General features: G+C 64.4%; 26 protein-coding genes. 13 read left to right on the top strand and 13 right to left on the bottom strand.

Annotated elements, in window-relative coordinates:
• Nucleotides 1-5 precede the first annotated feature (5 nt).
• Together ABIB66_RS17040 and thrS are read right to left on the bottom strand one after the other, a co-directional pair.
• Nucleotides 6-569, bottom strand: a complete 564-nt coding sequence (locus ABIB66_RS17040) for a nitroreductase family protein (protein WP_354208614.1) — start codon at nucleotides 567-569, stop codon at nucleotides 6-8.
• Between the two features lie 93 nt (nucleotides 570-662).
• Nucleotides 663-2744: a threonine--tRNA ligase gene (gene thrS / locus ABIB66_RS17035; protein ID WP_354208615.1), complete on the bottom strand. Its 2082-nt coding sequence runs from the start codon at nucleotides 2742-2744 to the stop codon at nucleotides 663-665.
• A 186-nt stretch (nucleotides 2745-2930) separates the two neighbouring features.
• Here thrS and ABIB66_RS17030 point away from each other — a divergent pair, with 186 nt between their 5' ends.
• Both ABIB66_RS17030 and ABIB66_RS17025 read left to right on the top strand, forming a co-directional pair.
• Nucleotides 2931-4103, top strand: a complete 1173-nt coding sequence (locus ABIB66_RS17030; protein ID WP_354208616.1) for an MFS transporter — start codon at nucleotides 2931-2933, stop codon at nucleotides 4101-4103.
• Nucleotides 4104-4195: 92 nt separating this feature from the next.
• On the top strand, nucleotides 4196-4573 hold the full coding sequence (locus ABIB66_RS17025; RefSeq protein ID WP_275168379.1) for a hypothetical protein: 378 nt from the start codon (nucleotides 4196-4198) through the stop codon (nucleotides 4571-4573).
• 30 nt (nucleotides 4574-4603) lie between these two features.
• Here the strand turns inward: ABIB66_RS17025 and ABIB66_RS17020 are convergent, their stop codons facing one another.
• Both ABIB66_RS17020 and ABIB66_RS17015 read right to left on the bottom strand, forming a co-directional pair.
• Nucleotides 4604-4936, bottom strand: coding sequence for a GrlR family regulatory protein (locus tag ABIB66_RS17020; protein WP_354208617.1), 333 nt, complete (start codon nucleotides 4934-4936; stop codon nucleotides 4604-4606).
• A 165-nt stretch (nucleotides 4937-5101) separates the two neighbouring features.
• Entirely contained in the window at nucleotides 5102-6412 is a 1311-nt protein-coding gene (locus tag ABIB66_RS17015) for an alpha/beta hydrolase (protein WP_354255058.1), read from the bottom strand.
• Nucleotides 6413-6774: 362 nt separating this feature from the next.
• On the opposite strand from ABIB66_RS17015, the gene ABIB66_RS17010 reads away from it, so the two are divergent.
• Complete coding sequence (locus ABIB66_RS17010) at nucleotides 6775-8142, top strand: APC family permease (RefSeq protein WP_354255057.1); 1368 nt, start codon at nucleotides 6775-6777, stop codon at nucleotides 8140-8142.
• A 2-nt stretch (nucleotides 8143-8144) separates the two neighbouring features.
• Entirely contained in the window at nucleotides 8145-9356 is a 1212-nt protein-coding gene (locus ABIB66_RS17005) for a hypothetical protein (protein WP_354208621.1), read from the top strand.
• A gap of 20 nt (nucleotides 9357-9376) precedes the next feature.
• Here the strand turns inward: ABIB66_RS17005 and ABIB66_RS17000 are convergent, their stop codons facing one another.
• On the bottom strand, nucleotides 9377-9940 hold the full coding sequence (locus ABIB66_RS17000) for a helix-turn-helix domain-containing protein (RefSeq protein ID WP_354208622.1): 564 nt from the start codon (nucleotides 9938-9940) through the stop codon (nucleotides 9377-9379).
• Between the two features lie 354 nt (nucleotides 9941-10294).
• On the opposite strand from ABIB66_RS17000, the gene ABIB66_RS16995 reads away from it, so the two are divergent.
• The 3 genes from ABIB66_RS16995 to ABIB66_RS16985 are packed head-to-tail and all read left to right on the top strand — an operon-like array spanning nucleotide 10295 to nucleotide 13138.
• The gene (locus tag ABIB66_RS16995) at nucleotides 10295-11608 is read left to right on the top strand and encodes an MFS transporter (RefSeq protein ID WP_354255056.1); all 1314 of its coding nucleotides are present in this window, start codon (nucleotides 10295-10297) and stop codon (nucleotides 11606-11608) included.
• A gap of 55 nt (nucleotides 11609-11663) precedes the next feature.
• A complete protein-coding gene (locus ABIB66_RS16990) occupies nucleotides 11664-12185 on the top strand; it encodes an MOSC domain-containing protein (RefSeq protein WP_354208624.1) in 522 nt (173 codons plus the stop codon).
• Nucleotides 12182-13138, top strand: a complete 957-nt coding sequence (locus ABIB66_RS16985; protein ID WP_354208625.1) for a PDR/VanB family oxidoreductase — start codon at nucleotides 12182-12184, stop codon at nucleotides 13136-13138. The genes ABIB66_RS16990 and ABIB66_RS16985 overlap by 4 nt, the downstream gene beginning before the upstream one ends.
• 9 nt (nucleotides 13139-13147) lie before the next feature.
• Here the strand turns inward: ABIB66_RS16985 and ABIB66_RS16980 are convergent, their stop codons facing one another.
• Both ABIB66_RS16980 and yidD read right to left on the bottom strand, forming a co-directional pair.
• The gene (locus ABIB66_RS16980) at nucleotides 13148-13360 is read right to left on the bottom strand and encodes a hypothetical protein (RefSeq protein WP_354058540.1); all 213 of its coding nucleotides are present in this window, start codon (nucleotides 13358-13360) and stop codon (nucleotides 13148-13150) included.
• An 85-nt stretch (nucleotides 13361-13445) separates the two neighbouring features.
• Entirely contained in the window at nucleotides 13446-13790 is a 345-nt protein-coding gene (gene yidD / locus ABIB66_RS16975) for a membrane protein insertion efficiency factor YidD (protein WP_275168369.1), read from the bottom strand.
• A 253-nt stretch (nucleotides 13791-14043) separates the two neighbouring features.
• Between yidD and ABIB66_RS16970 the strand changes: the two genes are divergently transcribed.
• On the top strand, nucleotides 14044-14943 hold the full coding sequence (locus ABIB66_RS16970) for a COG3904 family protein (protein ID WP_354208626.1): 900 nt from the start codon (nucleotides 14044-14046) through the stop codon (nucleotides 14941-14943).
• A 58-nt stretch (nucleotides 14944-15001) separates the two neighbouring features.
• Here ABIB66_RS16970 and ABIB66_RS16965 read toward each other — a convergent pair whose 3' ends face one another.
• Nucleotides 15002-15457: an iron-sulfur cluster assembly scaffold protein gene (locus ABIB66_RS16965; RefSeq protein WP_354058546.1), complete on the bottom strand. Its 456-nt coding sequence runs from the start codon at nucleotides 15455-15457 to the stop codon at nucleotides 15002-15004.
• 231 nt (nucleotides 15458-15688) lie between these two features.
• Between ABIB66_RS16965 and folE the strand changes: the two genes are divergently transcribed.
• The 4 genes from folE (at nucleotide 15689) to ABIB66_RS16945 (ending at nucleotide 19367) form a co-directional block, all read left to right on the top strand.
• Nucleotides 15689-16381, top strand: a complete 693-nt coding sequence (gene folE / locus ABIB66_RS16960; RefSeq protein WP_007602630.1) for a GTP cyclohydrolase I FolE — start codon at nucleotides 15689-15691, stop codon at nucleotides 16379-16381.
• 27 nt (nucleotides 16382-16408) lie between these two features.
• Nucleotides 16409-16831: a phosphoribosyl-AMP cyclohydrolase gene (gene hisI / locus ABIB66_RS16955; protein ID WP_275168366.1), complete on the top strand. Its 423-nt coding sequence runs from the start codon at nucleotides 16409-16411 to the stop codon at nucleotides 16829-16831.
• Between the two features lie 126 nt (nucleotides 16832-16957).
• Complete coding sequence (locus ABIB66_RS16950; RefSeq protein ID WP_354208627.1) at nucleotides 16958-17989, top strand: lytic transglycosylase domain-containing protein; 1032 nt, start codon at nucleotides 16958-16960, stop codon at nucleotides 17987-17989.
• A gap of 202 nt (nucleotides 17990-18191) precedes the next feature.
• Nucleotides 18192-19367 (top strand): DUF2336 domain-containing protein, encoded by a 1176-nt coding sequence (locus ABIB66_RS16945; protein ID WP_354208629.1) that lies wholly within the window; start codon nucleotides 18192-18194, stop codon nucleotides 19365-19367.
• A gap of 114 nt (nucleotides 19368-19481) precedes the next feature.
• Here the strand turns inward: ABIB66_RS16945 and ABIB66_RS16940 are convergent, their stop codons facing one another.
• The 3 genes from ABIB66_RS16940 to ABIB66_RS16930 form a co-directional block, all read right to left on the bottom strand.
• On the bottom strand, nucleotides 19482-20060 hold the full coding sequence (locus tag ABIB66_RS16940; protein WP_354208630.1) for an Hpt domain-containing protein: 579 nt from the start codon (nucleotides 20058-20060) through the stop codon (nucleotides 19482-19484).
• Between the two features lie 29 nt (nucleotides 20061-20089).
• Nucleotides 20090-20635 carry a response regulator gene (locus ABIB66_RS16935; RefSeq protein ID WP_007602647.1) on the bottom strand — a complete coding sequence of 182 codons (546 nt, stop codon included), beginning with the start codon at nucleotides 20633-20635 and terminating at the stop codon, nucleotides 20090-20092.
• A gap of 88 nt (nucleotides 20636-20723) precedes the next feature.
• Nucleotides 20724-21503, bottom strand: coding sequence for an NAD kinase (locus ABIB66_RS16930; RefSeq protein WP_007602648.1), 780 nt, complete (start codon nucleotides 21501-21503; stop codon nucleotides 20724-20726).
• 255 nt (nucleotides 21504-21758) lie between these two features.
• Here ABIB66_RS16930 and ABIB66_RS16925 point away from each other — a divergent pair, with 255 nt between their 5' ends.
• Entirely contained in the window at nucleotides 21759-23330 is a 1572-nt protein-coding gene (locus tag ABIB66_RS16925) for a S10 family peptidase (protein ID WP_354255055.1), read from the top strand.
• Here the strand turns inward: ABIB66_RS16925 and ABIB66_RS16920 are convergent.
• Together ABIB66_RS16920 and ABIB66_RS16915 are read right to left on the bottom strand one after the other, a co-directional pair.
• Nucleotides 23317-24705, bottom strand: coding sequence for a serine hydrolase domain-containing protein (locus ABIB66_RS16920; RefSeq protein WP_354208631.1), 1389 nt, complete (start codon nucleotides 24703-24705; stop codon nucleotides 23317-23319). The genes ABIB66_RS16925 and ABIB66_RS16920 overlap by 14 nt on opposite strands.
• A 107-nt stretch (nucleotides 24706-24812) precedes the next feature.
• Nucleotides 24813-25355, bottom strand: coding sequence for a tetratricopeptide repeat protein (locus ABIB66_RS16915; protein ID WP_354255054.1), 543 nt, complete (start codon nucleotides 25353-25355; stop codon nucleotides 24813-24815).
• Nucleotides 25356-25594: the final 239 nt, after the last annotated feature.

Here is a 25594-nt window from a genome sequence, read left to right as displayed (position 1 = left end):
TTCGATTAAAATCGCGTTACGATTTCAGAAAGGATCGGTCGCGGACGGTCTTCGCTCGGCTTGGTCGGCTTCCCGATATGGACGAAGCCGGCGAGTTTCTCGTCCGGCTTAAGGCCGAGGCCATCCAGCACGTCGCGATCGAACGAGAACCAGCCGGTCAGCCAGCAGGCGCCGTAGCCGAGCGCGGTCGCGGCCGTGACGATGTTCATGACGCTGGCGCCGGCCGACAATTCCTGCTCGAAGGCCGGCACCTTGGGATGCGGCTTGGTGAAGCTGACGATGCCGATCACCAGCGGCGCATCCATGAGGCGCTTGCGCTCGGTCTCGACATCGGCCGCCGGCGCGCCGGGATTCTTCCGGGCGAACACCTTTGCGATCACCTCGCCGGCGCGCTGGCGCGCATCGCCCTCGAAGATGATGAAGCGCCAGGGCGCGAGCTTGCCATGGTCGGGCACGCGCGCTCCGATGGTGAGGATGGTCTCGAGCTCGGCCGGGGAGGGGCCGGGACCGGACATCTCGCGCGGCTTGACCGAGCGGCGGGTCTTCAGGAGTTCGATGGCGTCGGGCACTGCGGTTTCCTCTTCGGCTGGTCGTCGGGCGTGCAGTCCCCACATAGGCATGCACGCCCGCAACCGAAAGCGAGTTTAGACCGATTTCAGATGTCAGGCTGCGCCGCGCGCCCGCTTCACATCCGGCGGGGTCGCCTCGTCGACGAGGGCGGCGATGGCCTCCACCATCGTCGTCACCTGCTGTCCGTCGCTGCCGAGCCGGCGGATCGAGACGGACTGCGTCTCGGCCTCTTTCTTGCCGACCACGAGCATTGCCGGAATTTTGGCCAGCGAATGCTCGCGAACCTTGTAGTTGATCTTTTCGTTGCGCAGGTCGATCTCGGCCCGAAGTCCCGCGCGCCGGACCTGCTCCAGCACCTGCTTGGCATACTCGTCGGCTTCCGACGTGATGGTGGTGACCACCACCTGCACCGGCGACAGCCAGAGCGGGAAGTTGCCGGCATAGTGCTCGATCAGGATGCCGATGAAGCGCTCCATCGAACCGCAGATCGCGCGGTGCACCATCACCGGCGGCTTCTTGCCGCTGTCGTGGTCGATGTAGAACGCACCGAACCGTTCCGGCAGGTTGAAGTCGACCTGCGTGGTGCCGCACTGCCAGTCGCGGCCGATGGCATCTCGCAGCACATATTCGAACTTCGGCCCGTAGAAGGCGCCTTCGCCGGGATTGATCTCGGTCTTGATGTGATTGTTCTGCGACTGGATCTCGCGCAGCACCGTCGCCATCACGCGCTCGGCGTGATCCCACATCGCGTCGGTGCCGACGCGTTTCTCCGGCCGGGTCGACAGCTTGACGGTGAGGTCGCCGGTGAAGCCGAAATCGGCGTAGGTCGACAGGATCAGTTCGTTGATCTTCAGGCACTCGTCGGCGAGCTGATCCTCCATGCAGAAGATGTGCGCGTCGTCCTGGGTGAAGCCGCGCACGCGCATCAATCCGTGCATCGCGCCGGACGGCTCGTAGCGGTGCACCACGCCGAACTCGGCGAGCCGCAGCGGCAGGTCGCGGTAGCTCTTCAGGCCATGCTTGAAGATCTGCACGTGGCCCGGGCAGTTCATCGGCTTCAGCGCGAACCAGCGCTTGTCCTCGGCCTCCTCGCCGGCCGACTGCGCCGCGAACATGTTCTCGCGATACCAGCCCCAATGGCCGGAGGTCTCCCACAGCGACTTGTCGAGGATCTGCGGGGCGTTGACCTCGCTATAGTCACCGGCCAGGCGCCGCCGCATATAGGCGATCAGCTGCTGGAAGATGGTCCAGCCCTTGGCGTGCCAGAACACGACGCCCGGGCCTTCCTCCTGGAAGTGGAAGAGATCGAGCTCGCGCCCGAGCTTGCGATGGTCGCGCTTTTCCGCTTCCTCGATCTGCTTCAGATAAGCGTCGAGGTCCTCCTGCTTGGCGAATGCCGTGCCGTAGATGCGGGTCAGCATCGGGTTGTTGCTGTCGCCGCGCCAATAGGCACCGGCCACTTTCATCAGTTTGAAGGCGTTGCCGACCTTTCCGGTCGAGGTCATGTGCGGGCCGCGGCAGAGATCGAACCAGTCGCCCTGGTAATAGATCTTGATCGGCTCGTTGCCGGGAATGGCATCGACCAGCTCGACCTTGAAGGCCTCGCCCTTGTCGCGGAACACATGTTTTGTCTTTTCGCGATCCCAAACCTCCTTCGTGAAAGGTTTGTCGCGCGCGATGAGCTCGCGCATCTTTTTCTCGATCGCGGCAAAGTCTTCCGGCGTGAACGGCTCGTTGCGGAAGAAATCGTAATAGAAGCCGTTCTCGATCACGGGGCCGATGGTGACCTGGGTGCCCGGCCACAGCGTCTGCACGGCTTCGGCCAGCACGTGGGCGCAGTCATGGCGGATCAGCTCGAGCGCGCGCGGATCGTCGCGGTTGATCAGCTCGATCCTGGCATCGGTTTCGATGGGATCGTCGAGGTCGGAGACCACTCCGTCGAGCGCCATCGCGACCGTGCGTTTGGCCAGCGACGGCGAAATGCCTTTGGCGAGTTCGAGGCCCGTGATGCTCTTGGCGTATTCGCGCCGGGCGCCGTCGGGGAAGGTAAGGGTGATTTTTTCCGGCGGGGTCACGGGCCTCAAATTGCTGAGGCTGTACTGGAAGCCGGATTCGGATTTGGGCTGCTCGGACTTGGATGGGTCCTTGGATTGGTCGTTGGGCTGGTCGGTCATGGCATGTCTCCTGAGGCTCACTCCTGCGAACGAGCGCAGGTAAGCGGGAACGAGCGATATATCAGGCGATTCGGCCTGCGCAATCCGGCATTTCCAAGAAACCGGCGCGCAAAAGCGGGGGCGCTGCACGAACTATTCCGGGCAACGCCCTTTAACTGGTCGCAAGGCGGCTCTACATGCGTTTGCATGGAAAATGCACGCGTCGGCCGCTTTGCGCCAACCGCCCTGCTGCTTGGCAATCTCGTCACCGGCTGCTCGGTGTTGGCACCTGCCGGCATGCTGCCCGAATTGGCGACGGGGCTCGACGTCAGCATCCATGCGGCCGGGCTCCTGATCACCTTCGGCGCCATCATCCTCTGCATCGGCTCGCCGCTGACGGCCTGGCTCACCAGCCGGATCGAGCGCCGGACGCTGCTCGCCACGACGCTGGCGGTGCTCGCTTTTGGCAATCTGGCCTCAGCCTTTACGCCCGACTATGCAAGCCTCCTCGTCATCCGCCTGGTGATGCTCGCGGTCGGCGCGCTCTACACGCCGCAGGCCGCCGGCACGGCGGCGTTGATCGTGCCGGTGGAGCGTCGCGGCAGCACGATTGCCTACATCTTTCTCGGCTGGTCGCTCGCTGCCGCCGTCGGCCTGCCGCTGATCACCTTCATCGCCAGCCGCTATGGCTGCCGCGCGGCCTATGGCGGGATCGGCGCCCTTGGTTGCCTCAGCTTGCTGCTGTTGCTGATGCGGCTGCCGGCGGGCTTGAAGGGGACGCCGGTGGATCTGAAGACCTGGAGCGCGGTTGGTCGCAACAGGACGATCCTGCTTCTGCTTGCGATCACGATGTTGCAGATGTCCGGGCAGTTCGTGGTGTTCACCTTCATGGGGCCGCTGCTCAACAAGCTGACCGGCGCAGGGGCCGATGCGATCGGCCTGGTGTTCGCTCTCTATGGTGTCTGCGGCTTCCTCGGCGTTGTCATCGCGACCCGCATCGTCGACACCTCGGGGCCCTATCGCACCTCGCTTTTGTTCACCTGCCTGCTGCTTGCAGGAATCACGGGCTGGGCGCTCGGCGCCGGCACGCTCGCGTTGATGGCGGGTGCGGTCGCGATCTGGGGCCTCGGCTTTGCCTCGACCAATTCGATGCAGCAGGTGCGGCTGGTCTCAGCCGCACCGTCGCTGGCATCGGCGACCGTCGCACTGAACACCTCCGTCCTCTATATCGGCCAGGCGGTCGGCTCTGCCGTCGGCGGACTGCTGTTCGCCCGCGAGCTCCTGCATACGCTCGGCTTTGTCGCGGTCGGTTTTGTCGTGCTGGCGCTGATCCTGGTGGTCCTGACCCGGCCCCGGCCGGCAACTGCCGCCCCGGCCTGAACGGAAGCGTGTCCGTGTGCGCAAGGTGCTTGGCAAACCGCGCGCCGGGAGGCTAGAAGGCCGGTCATGGGGACCAAAGAGGGTTGACTGAAATGAGGATGATTCTGGCGGTTGCCGCGGTGCTCTATTCAGCTTCCGCTTTCGCGCAAGCCGACAAGCCACCAATGATCGGGGACAAGCCGTTGGTGCAGGTCAAGCCCAAGGGCAGCAAGGAGGCTGCGGCCAAGCCGGCTGCGGCGCCGAAGGGCAAGCCCCAATCGATCGCGGCGCGGCTCCAGGCTTGCCTCGACCTCGATGACGGCACCAAGGACCGGCTCAATTGCTACGACGCCGTGATCGCGCCGACACCGAAACCGAAGCCGCCGAAGGCCAAAGGCTACGCCGATTGCCGTTTCTTCAAGGAAGAGGACGAGCGGCTGGCTTGTTTCAACGGCTTTGCCGAAAGCATTCCGAAGCTGCCAAAAACCTGAGGCAGATCGCAAAGTCCGGCAGCCGGGCGGCTAGTCGCTGACCCGGCTCAACACGGCCCTGAAGGCAACGCCCGGCAGTTGCAGTGCGGTGCCTTCGAATTCCGCGGTGTCGCCATCCTCCCGTCCCGCGAGCGTCAGCGTGATCCGGTCGAGACCGAACAGCGCCTTGAAGGACGGGTCGTCATTGTAGCGCTCGGTCGAGATCTTGACCTTGATGCTGTCGCCTTCGCCCGTGCAGGTGCCGATGAACGCGAAAGCGGAATTGCCGCCGCGCATCTTGCCCTCCGTCACATAGACGACGCCGCAACCGGTGCCGTGAACCGTGTGGAAGTCGACCTTGTAGAGTCCCCTGACGCACTGCATGTCCCCGCAGAATCCCAATGCAACTTGGCCGGCAAAGTATGATTGTTGCCAGCGGAAACAATCCGGTCGGCCCCGGGACCGTCGGCCATCAACAGCACGTCTTGTCAAGGCTCGAGAGAATTGCGGGCCGTGCAGCCAAATGCCGACGGGCGCAATATCGCAAACTTACCGGCTCGACGCGGATGGATTGGTGGAGGCCACGCGCGTGAGCGCGAGTGATGGCGTTGCCGACATCTTGACCAGGACGTCCTTGAGCGGGTCCCGCGTCCACGCTCGGGTCACATAGTCGCGATGGGTGATGCCGTCCCCGGTTTCGACGAACACCACGCTGCCCGGACGTAAGGGGCCGTCCATGTCTTCGGAGACGGTGATGCCTTTCTGCCGCAGCGTACTCATCAGTTCGCGGTCGCGCCGCGCGGTGTAGCGGGTGTAGGAGCTGACGAAGAAGCCGGAGCGGTGGCTCTCGATCCATGAGGCGAACTTGTCCATCTCGCCATAGACGGCGTCGAGCAACACGACGCCGCGGACGCGATCGCTGATGCCGCCGACCTCGAGGCTCCAGGCCGTCGGCAGGAAGCCGCCGCTGTAGCCGACGATCACGACCGGCATATTGGCGAAGGCACGCGCGCTGTTGGGATCGCCGGTGAGCCGGGCCAGATGGTGCGCAGATTCGTCCAGGAAGCGCTTGAGGCCGCCGGCCTGCCAGAATTTGCCTGCGCTGGAATCGGCGGCGTCAACCGCCATTTGCGGCGCAAGCAGGATGGCGTTGGCGCCGGAATCAGTGACCTGCTGCGGCACCAGCTGTCGATCGCGGACGTCGCGCTCGAGTGTTGCGCCATTGCCGTGGAAGAACACCACGATCACGCCTGGCTTCCGCACGTCGAAATGTTCGGGCACGTGCATCAGAACGCGATTATCGTTGTAGGTCTCGTCCTGCCAGAACACGCGCCCGGAATAGCTGCGGTGGCCGCGGCGGTCGCCCTTGGAGATGTTGAGGAACGGCGCGTCGGAGGCGGGGTTGTTGCCGAAATAGGGGAAGGCTGACGACTTCATGCTGACGAGCGTTGTCAGGTCCTCGCGCGGCGGACGCTGGTAGGGGGCCTGCGGGGCGAGCGAAGCGACCTTGTAAGGCGCCTGCTCCGGCTGTGGTTGCACGGCGCGCTTGGGTGCGAAGTCCGACATCTGCCGTTGCAGAAAACCCTCGCTGGCGGATGGGAAGCGCTCCCTGAACTGGGGGGCCGGGAAGCGATCCTCGAACGTGTCGTTGCTTGCGACTTGCTGGTTTGTCTTCGCAACGACCTGGACGTTGGCTTGGGCGTTGCCTTGAACGTTGGCCTGCGAGTTCGCCGCGAGCGCTGCCGGATTGGGTGCCTTGCCGCATTGAACCAGGGTCAGCGACAACGGCACCAAGGCTGAGATCAGGGCGATCCGGAGCGCACGACCGCGCGCGCCGGACGTCGTCCGGTCGGCGCGCATGTCAGCTCTCGGTTTCGGAACGGCCCCGACCATTCACCCATGACCCCAAGTCATGACCACAAGTCCATCGGCAGTCATTAAGGCAACTGAGCCGATGGGCCTTTAGGCGACGTTAAGTGTCCGGAGAAACTTCCCCACATCCGGAACGCTCAAAGGGACCACGCAATCGTGTCCTGATTGTGGGGGAGGGAGACGGGAAGTCCCGGTGTTTGCGAAGCTTTATTGCCTCGGACCGTGCAACAATGGTGTTTAAGTACCGATTTTGCCCGCCTCATTTAACCCTTGTTAACCCTGCTTGAATTGACTGGACCGAACTGCACGATGCTTCCCACGAGGCGTGACGCCTGAGGTTGAGGACGGCGATGACGGCATCAGATGCGGGTACTGCACCCTGGACCGGCCGGCTAACCGGAAGCGGGTCGGGGGTCTCCGTTCTGGTCGCAACCGCCATCGTCGTGGCCGACATGATCGGGGTCGGCGTTTTCACCAGCCTCGGCTTCCAGGTCAAGGACATTCCCTCAGGCTTCTCGATCCTCTTGCTGTGGACCGTCGGCGGCATCGTCGCGCTGTGCGGGGTATTCTCCTACAGCGAGCTCGGCGCGATGTTTCCGCGCTCAAGCGGCGAATACAATTTCCTCGGCCGTGCCTATCATCCCGCCTTCGGCTTTCTCGCCGGCTGGGTGTCGGCGACGGTTGGCTTTGCAGCACCCGTCGCGCTCGCCGCGATGGCGTTCGGTGAATACGCCAAATCGGTCGTCCCCGGTGTGCCGCCGATCCCGCTTGCCATCGCCGTGGTGTGGCTGGTCTCGCTCGTGCAATTGACCGGCGTCAGGCACTCCTCGACGTTCCAGTTGATCTCGACCATCCTGAAGGTCGTGCTGATCGTTGCCTTCCTGGTTGCCGGCTTCATCGTCGGCGTGCCGCAGCCGATCGCCTTCACGCCGCAGGCGGGCGATCTCGCGCATATCGTCAGCGCGCCTTTTGCGATCGGGCTCGTATTCGTGATGTATTCGTTCTCGGGCTGGAATGCCGCAACGTACATCATCGGCGAGATGAACATGCCGCAGCGGGACCTGCCGCGTGCGCTGCTCGCGGGCACGCTGATCGTGCTCGTGCTGTACGTTGCGCTGAATGCGGTGTTTCTCCATTCGACGCCGGTCGGCGCGCTCGCGGATCAGCTCGACGTCGCCAGCGTCGCCGGCAGCGCGATCTTCGGCAATCTCGGCGGCCGGATCGTCGGCGCGATGATCTGTTTCGGCTTGATCTCCTCGATCAGCGCGATGATGTGGATCGGCCCGCGCGTGATGATGACGATGGGAGAGGATATTCCGGCGCTGCGCGTGTTCTCGAAGCGCTCGGTGCGTGGCGCGCCGGCCTATGCCATCCTGTTTCAGCTCGCCGTCGCCAATCTGCTGCTGTTCACGCGCAGCTTCGAGGCCGTGCTCGATTTCATCCAGTTCGCACTGCTGTTCTGCTCGTTCTTCACGGTCGCCGGCGTCATCAAGCTGCGCATCACGGATCCCGACTTGCCGCGGCCCTATCGTGCCTGGGGATACCCGTTCACGCCGCTCGTTTTCCTGCTCGTGACCGGGTTCATGATGTACTATTTGTTGACCGAGCGGCCCGTGCAATCGCTGTTGGGGATGCTCGTCATGGTCTCGGGCCTGTTGATTTATGCTGTTTTCCGCAGGCGGCCGGTCGCCGCTGGCAGGTCACACAATCGCGAATAGACATGTTTCGACCCATGAGAATTGCGGCCGTGGCTCTCGCCTTGCTGGCTGCGGCCGTCCCGTCCGCACGTGCCGCCGAGGCAACCTTCGACGACACAGCGCGCTTCCTCGCGGGCATGCAGCCTTCGGCGGATTCGCCGCTGGTGCCGCTGACAAAGGACCCGGTCTGGCAGCGCCATGCGAGATTCTTCGACGGCGCCTTCGCCCAGCTCGAGGAGCGGCAGCTCTCGAAGATCCGCAACTGGGCCGACGTCAATCTGGCGGCGCCCAGGCCGACCATGTTTTATTTGTTCAGCGGCCCCGACTTCCTCTACGCCAACGCCTTCTATCCCAAGGCCAGCACCTACGTGCTCGGCGCGCTGGAGCCGGTCGGTGCGGTGGCTGACCTGACGCGATTGCCGCGCAATTCGGTCGGCGCCGCGCTCTACAATGTCGAGCGCTCGCTCGGCTCGATCCTGAGTTTTTCCTTCTTCATCACCAAGCAAATGAAGGTCGACCTGCACACCAACCAGGTCAACGGCACCTTGCCGATCCTCTATGTCTTCCTCGTCCGTTCCGGCAAGACCATCCGCAATGTCGAGATGATCGCACTCGACGACAAGGGCGGCGTGCATGTCGGCAACGACAATCCCGGACCGAACGCGACGCGCGGCGCCCGCATCACCTTCGCCGGCCCCGACGGCGAGGCACGCACGCTGTACTATTTCTCCACCGATCTCTCCAATTCAGGTGCGCGCGCCGCCGGCTTCCTGAAATTCTGCGAGACGCTCGGTCCCGGCAACAGTCTGATCAAGAGTGCGTCCTATCTGCTGCACTCCGGCAACTTCACCGTCGCGCGCGACTGGTTGCTCGCCAACAGCGCGACCATCGTCCAGGACGATTCCGGCATTCCGCTTTCGAACTACAATTCGCGGCAATGGCGGTTCTTCCCGTTCGGCCGCTATCTCGGACCGATCGGCGAATTTCCCGGCCGCTACCAGGAACGCTACGCCGCGCTGTTCACGCGCGCCCAGCCAATCGATTTCGGCGTCGGCTACCGCTGGCGGATGCACGAGTCGAACTTGCTGCTGTCGGTGAAGGTGCCGGGAAGCGAGACGGCGCCGGGCGCGGAGACCACCTCGTCCGCCGAGCCGTCGCCGAAACCGCCGCGTCCGAAGCGGCCACGTCGGCCCGAGCCGGTCCCGCCGCCCGGGCGCTTTTTCTGGTCCCGTTAAGCCTGGTGCCAGGCCCGGCGTTATGCCGCCGGGCTCTGGGCGACGACGACCAGGACCTCCGCCTTCTGCCGGCCGAGGCTCCTGACCTCGTGTGGTGTCTCGCCTGAAAAATATAGGCAATCGCCCTTGCCGAGGACGAGTTCTTCGCCGTCGAGCTTAATCGCGATCTTGCCGTTGATGACAAACAGCAACTCCTCACCCGCATGCGAGGCGCGCGTCGCCGATTTGTGCGGCGGGCTCAGGAGGAACGGCTCCATCATCTTGCGGGTGCGGCCGGTTGCCAGTGGTACCACGCCAAAGGTGTCCTGAAACAGCGGGACGTTGCCGCCTTCACGGCGGAACAGCGTGTAGCGCGGCGCCGGCTCGGCGTTCGGGTCGAAGAAAGTCGCGACGTTGACCTCGAGCGCGGCTGCCATCCGCAGCAGGGCGGCGAGCGAAGGGATCTTCAGGTCGCGTTCGACCAGCGAGATATAGCCGCGCGTGAGATCACTCTGCCTGGCAAACTGGTCCAGTGTCAGGCCCTTGGCGATCCGCGCCTGGCGAATATTGGCCCCGACGGCTGCCGCTTTGCTGACATCAAGCACGCATGAGTCTCCCGAACTGCTGATGTCTCTTTTGCAACAGATGTCGCCCGACTGCCAGTCCGTCGGGGGGCGCTGTCGCTTCCGCCAGCGTGCAAGTGTATTCCAAAGGAAAACTCATGCGCAGAAATTTAGAGCAAGGGCGCGGATATTGTAAGCAGAAGCAATGGAATATCGCCTAAAAATAGCTCAGAAACAGTGCAGCAAGCGTGTTTTGCCCCTCCGCACGGCAATTGCCGCGTTCCGCGCCGTTGATTTCCAACAGTAAACATGATCGATTTTTACGTCCTGGCTGCCGATGGGCTCCGTGGACAGAACCAACTGCTTCCCCTGGCGCCGGTACTTTTGGAGACATCGATGACCGTAGCAGACGACGTAACCCTGAACGTAGCGCCGGACGAAGCGGCGAGCTTGCGGCGGATCGTGTGGTCCAGCGTGATCGGCACCGCCGTCGAATGGTACGACTTCCTCATCTACGGCACGGCGACCGCCCTGGTCTTCAACAAGGTCTTCTTCGCTGCCGGTAATCCCACGCTCGCCACCATCGCGGCTTTCGGCACTTATGCGGTCGGCTTTCTGGCGCGACCGCTTGGCGCCGCGATCTTCGGTCACTACGGCGACCGGGTGGGCCGCAAGGCGATGCTCGCGATCACGATCATGGTGATGGGCATCGGCACCTTCCTGATCGGCCTGCTTCCGACCTATCAGCAGATCGGGATCGCCGCGCCGCTGCTCTTGATTGGCCTGCGATTCCTCCAGGGCATTGGCCTCGGCGGCGAATGGGGTGGTGCGGTGTTGATGGTGGTGGAGAATTGCCCGACGCACCGCCGCGGCCTGCTCGGCAGCATGGTGCAGGTCGGCAATCCCATCGGCAATCTCGCCGCGATCGGCATGTTTGCGCTGGTGGCGAGCCTGCCGGAAAGTGAGTTCATGTCCTATGGCTGGCGCATTCCGTTCCTGATCTCGATCTTGCTGGTCGGCGTCGGTCTCTACATCCGCCTCAACATGGAAGAGACCGTGGCCTTCCGTCAGGTCCAGGCCAAAAAGGAGGTCGCAAGTCTGCCGCTGGTCGAGATCTTCAGGCATCACCGCCGGCCTTTCTTTACCGCGGTCGGGCTGAAAATCTCGGAGATCGCCTACGCCAGCATCGGCGGCGTGTTCGTGATGTCCTATGCCACGGCGAATCTTGGCTTGTCTCGTACGGTGGTGTTGAACGGCGCCTTCGCGGCATCGCTGGTCGCGCTGCTCGCGATTCCGCTGTTCGGTTGGCTGTCCGACATCGTCGGCCGCAAAAAGATGTTCTATGCAAGCTGTCTGTTTTCGGCGCTGTTTGCCTTTCCGCTGTTCTGGCTGCTCAACACCCGCGATCCCACCCTCGTCATCTGCACCATCGTGGTCGCGATTACTTTCGGGCAGATGGTGATGTTCGGTATCGGCGCGCCCTGGTACTCCGAGCTGTTTTCCGCGCGGCTGCGCTATAGCGGCGCCTCGCTCGGGTTTCAGGTCGGGGCGGCCATCAGTGGCGGATTGACGCCGCTGATTGCGGCGGCTTTGATGGCCTGGAGTGGCGGTGCCACCTGGCCGGTTTCACTGCTGCTGATCGGCTGCGCCGCCATCACGGCGACCGCGACCATGTTCGCGCCGGAAATGGCGAACAAGGAACTGACCTGATCCCGCGGCGCGCCGCTGCTGGCGGCGCGCCATCGCTTCTCACAAGGATTTTGTCATGCTCGATGAGATAGGCGCCGGCTCGGCTGATAGCACAGCACGCCTCGGCTGGACTGGCCTAGTCCGCTTCCTCCATCTCGCTCCACGCGCGTTCCTGCCAATGCGCGCGATGGAGCAGCTCGTTCTCGTCGCCGGCCAAGGGATCGAGGGCGACCGCTACATGATCGGGCGCGAGGAAGGATTTTATTCGCACAAGCCCGAGGAGGGCCGGCAGGTCACCCTGTTCGAGCTCGAAACCTTGATCGCGCTCAAGCGCGACGCGGGAATCGAACTCGGTCCCGAGGAGCATCGCCGCAACGTGACGGTCGAGGGCGTGCCGTTGAATCATCTGGTCGGCCGCCGCTTCTGGTTAGGTGAGACCTTGCTGGAAGCAACCAGATTATCGATTCCATGCCGGCATATCGAGGAGATCACCGGCAAGGCGATCTTCGATCCGCTCATCAACCGCTCGGGCCTGAACTGCAGGATATTGCAAGGCGGCATCGTCAGGGTCGGCGACACCGTGCGGAACGCGGTATGAGCGTACGGCCCATCACGACGATCAAGACGGTTGTCGCCGGCATCGAAGGGGCCGGTGCGGGGATCAAGGTGTTCACGCTGGCCGATCCCGACCGTTGGACCCTGCCGCCGTTCAAGCCTGGCGCCCACATCGACCTGCATCTGCCGAACGGTCTCGTGCGGACCTATTCGCTGTGCAACGAGCCCGCCGACAACTCACGTTACGTCATCGCGGTCAAACGCGAGGCCGATGGGCGCGGCGGTTCGCGCGCGCTTCACGACGAGGTTGGCATAGGCGACGTCATCGGCGTGTCACTGCCGCGCGGCGGGCTGGAGCCGGGTGCGGACATTGCGCGCCATGTGTTCGTCGCGGGTGGCATCGGCGTGACGCCGTTCCTGTCGATGGCCCGTCACCTCCTGCAGATTGGCAATGCAGACTTTGTGCTGCACCTCATCGTGCGCGAGGAGGTGCCGCTTGCCGCACACCTCGCGCCGCTGATGGAAGCGGGGCGTGTCGTCGTGCACCGCACGTCCTGCGCCGGGCGTCCGGATCTGGCGTCGCTGGTCGGAGAGGTTAAGGTGCAAACGATGGTCGCCTGCTGCGGGCCCGAAGGCATGACCGAAGAGTTCGAGGGGGTGACCGCAGCCTGGCCCGCAGCCAACGTTCACATCGAGCGTTTCGTGGCGCCGCGGCCGGTGATCGACCCCGACGCAAAGCCATTCGTGCTGTCGCTGGCGCGTACGGGGACGGAAATCCCGGTTCGCGCCGGCCAGACCATGCTGGCCGCCTTGCAGGAACGAGGCATCGACATATCGACGTCCTGCTGCGGCGGCATCTGCGGCGCCTGCAAGGTCGGCTGGATCGAGGGCAAGCCCGTGCACCGCGATCGCGTCCTGTCGCCCTATGAGCGCGAACGCTTTCTCATGATCTGCGTCGCCGGATCGGACGCCGACCGGCTGGTGCTGGACCTCTGAAGTCTAGCCCTACCAGTGCACGCTCTGGCTCGGCACGATGAATGCCGTTGTGCTGGGCGGCGTGGCAGTGCTCGTCGCCAAATACCAGCCGGAGCCGACGACGAGCATTAGCAGAGCGATGATGGCGAGCATGTCGAGGGTTCTGGGATCGTGGCCTCGCGAACCACCCCGCGAATCCGGTCTAGACCTGACGTGAAAATGAGGGCTGATTTTCCAGCGCATTGTTGTTTCCTCCCGCGGGAGCATCACATCAACGCGAGGGGAGAATTTCGGTTCCACTCAGGGGAGCGACGCCTAAGGCGCCGCATCAGTCTTGGGATGCGTTGACGCCGCGCCAGCGGCCGTAGCGCCAAGGCGAGTACCAGTGTGCGCCCTGTGGCGCGGTGAGGGGCACGTTGTCGATGCCCGAGGTGCCGAATGGGTTGCAACGGAGCAGGCGCGCGAGCGTCATCCAGCCGCCGGCCCACAGCCCGAACCGTTCGATCGCCTCGTCGCCATAGACCGAGCAGGTCGGCAGGTGCCGGCAATTGTAGCCAACCAGCGGCGAGAGCGTGTGGCGGTAGAGCCAGATCAGCGCACGGCCGAATTTGCGCGGAAGCCGGAGCGCGCCCGCGACGGGATTGGAACAGTGCTCGCAGGCTGATTGCTTCATGGGCGCTTTGCTGAGATCCTGGGCGAGGTTCTGCGCGGTTCCGGTGCAGGGAACTGTAAGCTGTTGTTTGTACGTCATATTTTGCATGCTTTTTGGGAGCAGTGCAGCAAGTGCCTATGGACGAGCTGTATTCCCCCGGATACCATTTTTGTGACGTTCATGTGAGACTCATTGGAACGTCAGAACGGGGCTTGGCTGAGTCGGCTCGCTGTAAGGCTTGGGCTAAAGCTTGGGACTTGGGGAAGGGACCAGTTTGAAACTTCTGAAGTTGCTCAAACTTCGCGGCTGGTTGCTGGTGGGAACCGCTGCTTGTGGAGTCGTGTTGGCTGGCGCCGTCGCGACCCTTGGGTCGTCGGCTCGGGCCGGTGTTGCCCTCGAAGAGCGCAAGCTGCCGATGAAGTTCGGTTGGGTCGCCTGCGAGCCGAATTGCCGCGGTTGGGTCAGCGCGGTCGGCATCATCACCGCCGATACGCCCAGGGACTTCGAAGAGTTTTCCCGCGGACGCCAGCTCGGTGGCGCCACCGTGGTGCTCGATTCCAGCGGCGGATCCGTCAACGACGCGATCACGCTCGGCCGGCGCTTCCGCAATCTCGGACTTTTGACCACCGTCGGCATCAGCGTTCAGAGCCGCGGCGGGCAGACGGTTCGTCCGGCGGTCGCGCCTCAGGCCTATTGCGAATCCATGTGCGTATTCCTGCTGCTGGCCGGCAAGAAGCGCTACGTGCCGGAAGCGGCCCATGTGCGGGTCCACCAGATCTGGATGGGCGATCGCGCCGATGATGCCAAGGCGGCGAGCTACAGCGCGCAGGACCTGATGATCGTGGAGCGCGACATCGGCCGGCTCGCCAAATACACGTTCGACATGGGCGGTGCCGGCGATCTGCTGTCGCTCGCGCTCAGCGTCCCGCCCTGGGAAGATTTGCACGAGCTCGATGCAGGGGAGCTCAAGCTCACCAATCTCGTGACGACGGATCTCGTGGCCGACGTGCTGCCGCATGTCGACATCTCGGCGCCGGCAATGGCGGAGCTTGCACCGAAGACCCAGGCGAGGTTCGGTGCGGAACCGGAGCAGCCTGCCAAATCGACCAAGACGGCGGAAGCGCTGGTCCCGACGGGCAGCGTGGCCACGCCGGTTGCGGCGTCGCAGAAGTAGCCTCGAATTGCCGATTTCATTTCGGGCCCAGCGACGAGCCCGGAATCAGCCTCCGGAATCAGCCTTGCGCCGCAGCCGGCTGCTTCGCCTTCGCCTCGATCTGGCCGATGGCATCGACCACGGCATCGAAGGTCAGCAGCGTCGAGGCGTGGCGCGCCTTGTAGTCGCGGACCGGCTCGAGGAACTTGATCTCTTCCCATTTGCCTTCAGGAGGCGCGCCGTTCTCCTTCAGCATCCTGCGAACAGTTTCGCGTAACTCGCGGAGTTCGCTCGCAGTCGATCCGACGATCTGACTTGCCATGATGGATGAAGACGCCTGTCCCAGCGCGCAGGCCTTCACGTCGTGGGCGAAGTCGGTGACCTTGTCGCCCTCCATCTTGAGGTCGATTTTGACGGTCGAGCCGCACAGCTTGGAATGGGCGGTGGCGGTGGCATCCGGGTCCGACAACCGTCCGAGCCGCGGAATATTCCCGGCCAGTTCGATGATCCGCTTGTTATAAATGTCGTTCAGCATGTGATGGAGTCCAGCAGGATCGGCCTTGGCGTGCGCCGTCCACGGCCCTATATAGGGTCGGAACTGGCGGAAAAACAGCCCAGCGCTGCGGCAGTGGTGTGATCCAGAACCGTGCTGTCGGCGTTCTAACTTGCAGATCTTTTCGCCGAAACTGTTCTCTCAGGCGTCCGGCGGTTCGCCGCCCCGTCTGCCGGTGACACTCCGGCCGCAAGGCCGTCGAACGGAGTAGACATGGACGCTACCATCAAATCCATCCGCCCCAACAAGCCCTCCGACCGGCAGCCCGAGAGCCGTCCGGCGGAGCTTGATCCTTCCGAATTCCTCGCAGCCGCCGTCCGCGCCGACCAGCCGCGCCCCGCGCGCGCCGAGGCCGAGCAGGCGGTTAAGACGCTGCTCGCCTATATCGGCGAGAATACCAACCGCGAGGGTTTGCTCGACACGCCGCGCCGCGTGGTCGAGGCTTTCGACGAACTCTATCAGGGCTACCACCAGTGCCCAGCCGAGGTGCTCGATCGCACCTTCGGCGAGACCGCCGGCTATGATGATTTCGTCCTTGTGCGCGACATCGAGTTCACCTCGCAATGCGAGCATCACATGATGCCGTTCTATGGCAAGGCGCACATCGCCTACACGCCGGTGGAACGCGTGGTCGGCCTCTCGAAGCTTGCGCGCCTCACCGACATCTTCGCCCGCCGGCTCCAGACCCAGGAGCACATGACCGCGCAGATCGCGGCGGCGATCGACGAGATCCTCAAGCCGCGCGGCGTTGCCGTGCTGATCGAGGCCGAGCATACCTGCATGTCGGTGCGCGGCGTCGCCAAGCATGGCGCCTCCACCTTCACCAGCCGCTTCACCGGCATGTTCCGCGACAATCCGGCGGAGCAGGCCCGTTTTCTGTCCCTGGTGCGAGGCCTGCAGCGCTGACCTCGCGAACAGACCGGCGAGGGCGTTGTGTCCGCTCACTCTCATGAAACCGAGGAAGGTCTCGCCTTCCTTCCCAGGTTCGATGCGGCCGGCCTCGTGACCGTCGTTGCGACCGACGTCGCCACTGGCGACGTGCTGATGGTCGCGCACATGAACGACGAGGCGCTGCGCAAGACCATCGCGACCGGCGAGGCCTGGTACTTCAGCCGCTCGCGCAATGCCTTGTGGCGAAAAGGTGAGACCTCAGGTCAGACCCAGCGTGTGGTCGAGATCCGCACCGATTGCGATCAGGATGCGGTCTGGCTCCGTGTCGAGCAGATCGGTGCCGCGTGTCACACTGGCCGCCGCTCCTGCTTCTACCGCAAGGTCGAGGCCGAAGACGGCGGCGCCAGGCTCGTCTTCGTCGATGCAGACAGGCTGTTCGATCCGGACGCGGTGTACAAGAAGTAGTCCTTCCGTCATGCGGAGGTGCCGGCCCGGATTAACCCCGCATTAACCATACCTGTCCCACGGTGAGACGATTAGGGCGCCGTATTGCCGGCGCCCCTCAACGCCGCGCGGGGCGGGCATTTCATCATGTCGGTCGACAATTCCAGTGCCTCTCCGACGGCGGTTCTCGATCCGTCGCGGGCACGCGTCGCCGGTGCGATCAAGCAGGCTTCGAACGTCGGCGGCGTCAGCTTCCAGTACATGCTGACCACCGCCAAGATGGAATCGGATTTCGATCCCACGGCGGGGGCGACTACGTCATCGGCGCACGGGCTCTACCAGTTCATCGACCAGACCTGGCTCGGCACGGTGAAGGAAGCGGGCACCCAGCTCGGCTATGGCAATTATTCCGACGCCATCACCAGGACGTCGTCGGGCACCTACACCGTCGATGATCCCGCGATGAAGCGGTCGATCATGAAGCTGCGCGACGATCCGGAGGCCGCGTCTAGCATGGCGGCTGCGCTGACGCAGTCGAACAGCTTCAAGCTCACCGGCCTGCTCGGCCGCAGGCCGTCCGACAGCGAACTCTACATGGCGCATTTCATGGGGGTCGGCGGCGCCGCGAAACTGATCGCCAATGCCGAGGACAATCCGCAAGCGGTCGGCGCGCGGTTGTTTCCTAACGCGGCCTCCGCCAATCGCTCGATCTTCTACGCCAAGGACGGCCGCGCGCGCAGCGTCTCCGAGGTCTATTCGGTGCTGGATGCACGCTACGCCAGCGCGGCAAATTCGAAAGCCACCCGCAGCGCGATGGCGATGTATGGCGGCACGCCGTCGGCCACGCAGGTCGCGAGCGCCAACGGCGTACAGCCTGCCGCGCCGCTGATCGACAATGCCGCGTATCTCCAGACCTTTCCGAACACGCGCGCGGTAACGCCGGTCAGCGCGACAGCGCCAATGACGGTCGCGGACAATGCACCGAGCACGCCGGTGTTTCGCTCGATCTATCAGCCCGGCGACACCACCCAGCCGGTCTCGACGACCGTGCAGAAATTGTGGGGCAACAATGCCTCGCTCACCTCGGTCGCGACCTCGGCCGCATCGGCGACGCCCGACGTCCGGCCGCCGCAGCCGCTTGATCTCTTCAGCGATCGCAGCGGCACGTTCTCAAGCTAACACGCACCCCGTGTCTCGGACGCGTCGCAGCGTGAACGCTGCTGCGCACGTCCCGGCGCGTGCGGGTCGCCGTTGTTCCCTTAACAAAACGTCAATAAAACCAGCCAGTTATGGTGAACGCTTTGTTAAGCGTCGTGGTTTATTTTGTGTTGCAGGTGACAAGCCGTCACCGCTTCGTCTTCGTTGCGTAGCCGGAAGCACCATGATCGTTCGGCAGTTCATCAATTGGATCAGGACGGCGCCCGCTGGCGAGCGGGCTGAGGCAACGCGGGCGCTGGCCCGGGCCTGGCTGATCTCAGACCTTTCCCATGACGACCGTGTTGCTGCTGAAGGCGCGCTTCTGATGCTGCTCGACGATGCCTCGCCGCTGGTGCGGCAGGCGATGGCCGAGGCGTTTGCGCGCAGCACCGAGGCGCCGGCGTCGATCGTGCGGGCGCTGTCGGCGGACCAGCCGACCGTCGCGTTGCCCGTGCTCGAACATTCTCCGCTGCTGATCGACGCCGATCTCGTCGACATCGTCGCGACCGGCAACGACGAGGTGCAGTGCGCCGTCGCGCGCCGCATCGCGCTACCGGTATCGGTCTGCGCCGCCATTGCCGAAGTCGGCTGCGCGGCGGCAGCGCTCGAGCTGATCGAAAATCCTCATGCCGAGCTTGCGCCGTTCTCCTGGGATCGCATCGTCGAGCGTCACGGCCATCTCGCTGCGATCCGCGAGGCGATGCTGGTGCTGGAGGATCTGCCGTCCGCAACGCGCGCCGCGCTGGTGGCAAAACTCTCGGAGACGCTGGCTCAATTCGTCGTGGCCCGGAACTGGCTGACTGCTAACCGCGCCGAGCGCATCGCGACGGAGGCGCGCGACCGCTCCACCATGAACATCGCGGCGCGCTCGCGCGGCGAAGACATGGAAGGTCTGGTTCGGCACCTGCGCATCACCGGCCAGCTCACCGCGGGTCTCATTCTGCGCGCGCTTCTGTCGAGTAATCTCGACCTGTTCGATGCGGCGCTGGCTGAGCTCGCCGAGTTGCCGCTGGCGCGCGTGTCCGCGCTGCTGCACGATCGCGGCGGCAACAGCCTGCACGCGCTGCTCCGTCGCGCCGGGCTTCCCGAGACGACGTTTGCGGCCTTCCAAGTCGCCCTCGATGCCTGCCACGAGCAAGGCTTCGTCGACAGCGACGACAATGCGGCGCGGCTGCGCCGCCGCATGGTCGAGCGCGTGCTCACCCATTGCGAGACCGACCGCGGCGCGACGGAGCCGCTGATGGTCCTGCTGCGCCGCTTCGCCACCGAATCCGCCCGCGAAGAGGCAAGGCTGTTCTGCGACGAGCTGGTCGCGGACGAGACGGTTGATCCGGTGTATGGCGAGCTGATTGCGGCGTAGTTCGAGCCGGTTCCGAAAAACTCCGTCATTGCGAGCGTAGCGAAGCAATCCAGAATCCCATCGCGGGAACAGTCTGGATTGCTTCGCTACGCTCGCAATGACGAGAGGGAAAAGCTACCCCGCCGGCGCGATGCTGGGCGCCAGGATCACCTCGAGATGCTCGGGGCGGTCGCGGTTGGCGTGGGCGAGATAGTCGTCGGCGACCTTCCGCAGGCGCCGGCCGAGCTCGGCGGAGACGCTGATGCTGTCGAGTTTGGTATTCTCGTGCACGATGGCGAGGATGGCGTTGATGTGGTGCGTGAACAACTCGGCCGGCACCTTTTCGAGATCGGGCGCGTGCTCGATGACGCGGCACAGGCTCTCGGCTACGCCCGCCGCCGCCGGATAGCCGAAGGTCGCGGCATCGCCCTTGATGTCGTGCGCGGCGCGAAACAACTCGTCGCGCCTGTCCTTGGTGAAGCCGTCGTGTCGGATGGCGACGTAGGCGGCCGATAGCCGATTGATCTCGGTCGCCATCCAGTCCTTGAACTCGCCGGCGAGGCCCGCGAGTGCCTGTTCGGCGCGGCCGACCGGATCGTCCATGTCCTTCTCTTCGACACGGCGCAGGACCGACCGCAGCGGGTTGGGCTGTGTGATGATTTGATGCGTGGCGAAGGCCGTGATCTCGATGTCTCTTGCGCTGTTCTTCGCCATGGTCGGCCTCGATCGTGAGAGACGTTGCGCTAGATGGTGGAGCGGGCCTTGTCGAGCAGCGAGGGCTGCTGCAGCACCTCGTGCTTTTCGCCGACGCGGCGCTCGGGGCCCATATAGGCGGAGTTGATGTTGCGGCGCCGGTCCGGGCCGAAATAGGTCTTGGTCTTGATGAAGGGGCGGGGACTGGCGACCACGTTGAGGATGCGCTGGTAGAGCCCCTTGGCCGAGATCGGTTTGGCCAGGAATTCGGTGACGCCGGCATCGCGCGCCACCGTGACGCGGCGCTTCTCGGAATGGCCGGTCAGCATGATGATCGGCGCGTAGGGATTGCCCTTGGATTCCGGCTGCCGGATCATCTGCGCCAGCTCGAGCCCGTCGAAGATCGGCATCGCCCAGTCGGTGATGACGATGTCGGGCACATAATGGCTGTACATTTCCAGCGCCGTGGCGCCGTCCTCGGCCTCGTAGACTTCGCGCGCGCCAAAGGAATGCAGCAGCGTCCGCAGGATGCGGCGCATGTGCGGATTGTCGTCGCAGACGAGGAAACGCAGCTTGTTGAAATCGATGCGGAACATGGAGCCCGGGCCGGAGCGGTCAACTTTCGTTAACCATATCTCGCCGGGGGTTAATGAAGGGTTGCGATCTGCAGTCCGGCGAGGCGGCTCAAGAGCCGAACTGTTCGCGCAGAATACGCTCTTCCAGGCTGTGACCGGGGTCGAACAGCATGCGCATCGAGATGGTCCTGTCGGACAGCACCTCGACGCGGCGAACATCGCGCACCTCGTCGTGGTCGGCGACCGCCGCCACGGGGCGCTTGTCGCCCTCCAGCACCTCAATCACGACGTAAGCCGTGTTCGGCAGCAACGCGCCGCGCCAGCGTCGCGGGCGGAAGGCGCTGATCGGCGTCAGCGCCAGGAGCGCGGCGTTGATCGGTAGGATCGGTCCCTGAGCGGACAGATTGTAGGCGGTCGAGCCGGCCGGCGTTGCCACCATGATGCCGTCGGCGATCAACTCGGACATGCGCTCGCGCTCGTCGATCAGGATCCGCAGGCGCGCGGCCTGGTAGGTCTGGCGGAACAGGGCGACCTCGTTGATGGCGTGATGCAGGTGGACGCGGTCGTTGGCGTCGGTCGCGCGCATCAGGAGCGGGTGGATTTCGGATTCCTGCGCCGCCTCGAGACGGGCTCGAAGATCGACGGTCGAGTACTCGTTCATCAGGAAGCCGACGGTGCCGCGGTGCATGCCGTAGATCGGCTTGCCCGTATGCATGTGCTGATGCAGCGTCTGGAGCATGAGCCCGTCGCCGCCGAGCGCGACCACGATGTCGGCGTCCTTCGGATCGCAATTGCCGAAGTCCCTGGTGAGCTGGCCGAAGGCGGCTTGCGCCTCGCTGCTCGGGCTGGCGACGAAGGCGATCCGGTCGTATCGCGCTGGCTTGGTCATGGCTTCCGGGCAGGGCCGCTGGCTGGAGAAAGTTCCGCCGGGCTCGTCTAACGATCTCGACCTCGATTGTCGAGGAGGACCGCCCTTCAAAGGAGACTGGCAACTGGCCATCTCGGCCTGAAGACAAAACCGGGTCGATTTATGCCTAACCGGGCCCTTCAGGCGCGGCCGGGCCTGTGATCCCCCAAACCGTCGCAATTCCGAGCTAGCCTCACCGTCCGCGCCGGTTCTTGCAGCCGGGCAGGGAGAACGATCATGAACATGAAGATCCCGGCGCTCCGCCGTGCGACGCTGGTGCTGGTGCTGGTGCTGGCAGTGTCGGCAGTCGCGCTCGCAGGATTTGCGCGCGCCGACGATCCGCCGCAGCCGCGCGCCGAGGCGGCGGCCGGACAAAAGGGCGGTCGCGGCGGCGCACAAAGCGCGTCGCAGAATGCATCGTCATCCGCCGAGCCGCACCGTCTTCCGTCGGATTCGAACACGAAGCAGACGCTTGATCTTCCCGGCCGCACCCTCAACTTCGCAGCGACCGCCGGATCGATCCGCGTGTTCGACGGCAAGGGCGAGCCGCTGGCCGACATCGCCTATACATCCTATGAGCTCGATGGCGCCGACCGTGCGACGCGTCCCGTCACGTTCCTGTTCAACGGCGGGCCCGGAGCGTCCTCGGCATGGCTCCAGTTCGGCGCGGCCGGGCCGTGGCGGCTACCGCTCGATGGCGAAGCGCTGTCGCCGTCCGCCTCGCCCGAGGTGAAGCCGAACGCGGAGACCTGGCTCGATTTCACCGATCTCGTCTTCATCGATCCCGTCAGCACCGGCTACAGCCGCTTTGTCGCGACCGGCGATGACGCGCGCAAATCGTTCTACTCCGTCGACGGCGACGTCAATTCGATCGCGTTGGTGATCCGCCGCTGGCTGGAGAAGCACGACCGGCTGACCTCGCCGAAATACGTCGCCGGCGAAAGCTATGGCGGCATTCGCGGGCCGAAGGTGGTGCGCCAGTTGCAGCTCCAGCACGGCGTCGGCGTCAGGGGATTGATCCTGGTGTCGCCACTCCTGGACTTCCGCGAGTTCACCGGCACCAGCCTCCTGCAATATGTCGCGACGCTGCCGAGCTATGTCGCGGTGGCGCGCGAGGCGAAAGGCCCGGTCAAGCGTGCCGATCTCGCCGACGTCGAGGCTTACGCACGCGGCGAATTCCTGGCCGACCTCGTCAAGGGCGAGGCGGACAAGGAGGCGACCAATCGTCTTGCCGATAAGGTCGCCGAACTCACCGGCATCGACCAGGCGGTCAGCCGCCGGCTTGCCGGCCGCTTCGATGTCGGCGAATTCCGCCGCGAGTTCGACCGCAAGAACGGCAAGGTCACAGGGCGCTACGATGCCTCGGTGCGCGGCTTCGATCCCTATCCGGATTCGAGCAGCTCGCGGTTCGGTGATCCCTCCGGCGATGCGCTGCAAGCGCCGCTGACGAGCGCCGCGGTTGAGCTGCTGACACGCAAGCTCAACTGGCGGCCCGATGGCTCCTACGAGGTGTTGAACGGCGCCGTCGAGGGTCACTGGGATTTCGGGCGCGGCATCAACCCGCCGCAGTCCGTCTCCGAGCTGCGCCAGATCCTCGCCACGGATGCGAAGCTGAACGTGCTGGTCGCGCACGGCCTGTTCGATCTCGCCACGCCCTATTTCGGCTCGAAGCGGGTGCTCGACCAATTGCCGGCGTTCGCAACACAGCGAGTCAAGTTCGTGGTCTATCCCGGCGGCCACATGTTCTATTCGCGCGACGGCTCGCGGCAGGCCCTTCGGAGCGAGGTCGAGACTCTCATTCGGGAGTAGGCGGGCGCTTGCGCGGCTTGTATCTCCGCGCGATCTCGCGCGCCACGACGGCCGCAGGCTTGATGTTGGCGCCCGCGATCCAGACGTCACTAACCTTGCCGCGCTTGTCGCGGATGCGGCGCACCGGCTCGCCGTGGCTGGAGTAGCCGGCGGCCCAGGCGAGCTTGCCGGTGTCGCGGCCGGTGACCTCGATCTCGGCGGCGTCCATGAACGGGTTGTTGAACTGGGGATTGGCGACCAGCACGCGGTTGCCGACCGGCACGAGGTCGTTCGCGCCCCAGATCGTCCACCAGCGGCCGGTCCAGTCGCGCACGCGGCGGTCGGGTGCACCACGGGACTGAAAGACGCGCAGGATCTGCATCGCGCCGTCCATCCAGAACGGCGCCGCGCCGTCGATGGAGTTGCTGAGGATACTGATCGCGAGCTCGCAAGCGGGGATGGAGCAGGTCCGGGAGATGTAACCTTGAAAGCCGCCGCCATGGCCGAACCAATCCCAGCCGTCGGTTTTGCCGGCGTTGACGCCGAGGCCGTAATAGGTCTCGAAACTTTGCGGCACGCGCCAATGGTTTCGCGTCATCTCGCGGCGGCTCGCGACCGATAGCACGCTCTTCTTCGCATTGGGCGCGAGCTGCGCGTAGAAGCGGGCGGTATCGGCGGCGGTCGCGATGAAGCCGGCGGCGGAGGCCATCGCGTGCGCGGGATTGTCGCCGGGGATCACGCATCGCTCCCCGTACGGCAGCTTGCGGGTGTGGCCGCGCGCGAACGACGCGCCCTTGGGAAGCGGTGCATCCGGCTCGGTCTCGCGCAGGCCCGCGGGTTCGATGATCTCGCGCTTGATCCAGACCGGGTAGGGCTCCTTCGTCACGGCCTCGATGACGAGACCGATCAGGCCAAAGCCGTGATTGGAATATTTGAAGCGTGTGCCCGGCTCGATTGCAGTCGGCAGCTTCAATTCCGCGAGCAGCTCGCTCGCGTCGAGATAGGGACGGCTGTCGATGAACTGGCCGGAATCGGCGCCGTCGCGCGTCAGTCCCGCGCTGTGCGAGAGCACTTGCGCGATCGTCGTTTCGGCGACGCGCGGATGCAGGCCGGCGACATATTGGCCAACGGAATCGTCGAGCCGGAGCTTGCGTTGCTCGCGCAGCTTCATGATGCCGGCCGAGGTGAAGCTCTTCGAGTGCGAGGCAATGCGGAAGCGGTGGCGCGGGGTGAGCTTCTCGCCGGTGTCGAGATTGGCGAGGCCGAACGCATGCTCGGCAACGACCTCGCCGCGATGGACGAAGGCGACCATGACGCCCGGCTGCTGGATTGTGGTGTGCTGGAATTCAATCCAGGAGCCGATGTAGTCGATCGCGGATCGCAGCCACTTGTCCATTGCGCACCGATTTGCGAGGGGAGGATTGGTGGGCAAGCTAGCCGAGAACGCAGAACGGGCACAACCCTGCGGTTGTGCCCGGTCGCCTCATTCGAAAATGCGATGCGCTAATAGACGAGGGTCGCGCCGGTCGGCTTGTCGAGCGCGGCGGCGAGCGAGCGATATTCGGAGCTGTCAGTGCCGGCGAGCGAGGCGAGCTTGTTGAGGTGATACTGCGCCTGCTCGCGGTTGCCCTGCTCGAGCTGCCAGAGGCCATAATACTGCCAGGTGCGGACGTGGTTCGGATCGTCCTTCAGCGCCAGCTCGTAATAGACCTTCGACGACTGGTAGTCGCCGAGCTCGCGATAGGAATAGCCGATCAGATTGGCGACGTCGGCGACGTCGTCGCGCTTGAGCGACTTCAGCTGGCCGATCGCGCCGGTGTAGTCGTGATTGTCATAGATCGTGGTGTAGGCGGTGCGATAGGCAGCAAGGAATTTCGGATCGCTGATGGAGGAGCTCTTCTTCTTGCCCTTTTTGGTCGAGGTGTCCGACGCTGGCGGTGACGAGGGGGTGTCGCCACCTGCGGCATAGGCGCTGGTCAGAGCCGGCCCGGCCGCCAATGTCATGGCGACAAGTCCCGGCACAAGAAGCGTTGAGAGTTTGCGCATCGAAGTTCTCCGGTATGGAACGTGGCGATCCTACACGATTGCCCAAAGACCGGAACACCCATCAGGCAAAAACATTCCCGGCATCCCGGCCTATTCGTCCTGCGGCCGGATGACAAACTTGTCATCCAGATGAACGGAAGCCTGCTGCGGGCTTCAGATTGGGTTCAGTGCGTGCCCTCTAGCCTCCAACCTACGATCAAAGGGTTGGCGAGAGGGCGCCCGCCTCAAGATCCTTCCAA

It is taken from the genome of Bradyrhizobium sp. F1.13.3 (assembly GCF_040548265.1).
Taxonomy (GTDB): domain Bacteria; phylum Pseudomonadota; class Alphaproteobacteria; order Rhizobiales; family Xanthobacteraceae; genus Bradyrhizobium.
Note: the sequence above shows the minus strand (reverse complement) of the source record. Positions and strands in the feature narration are given on the sequence as shown.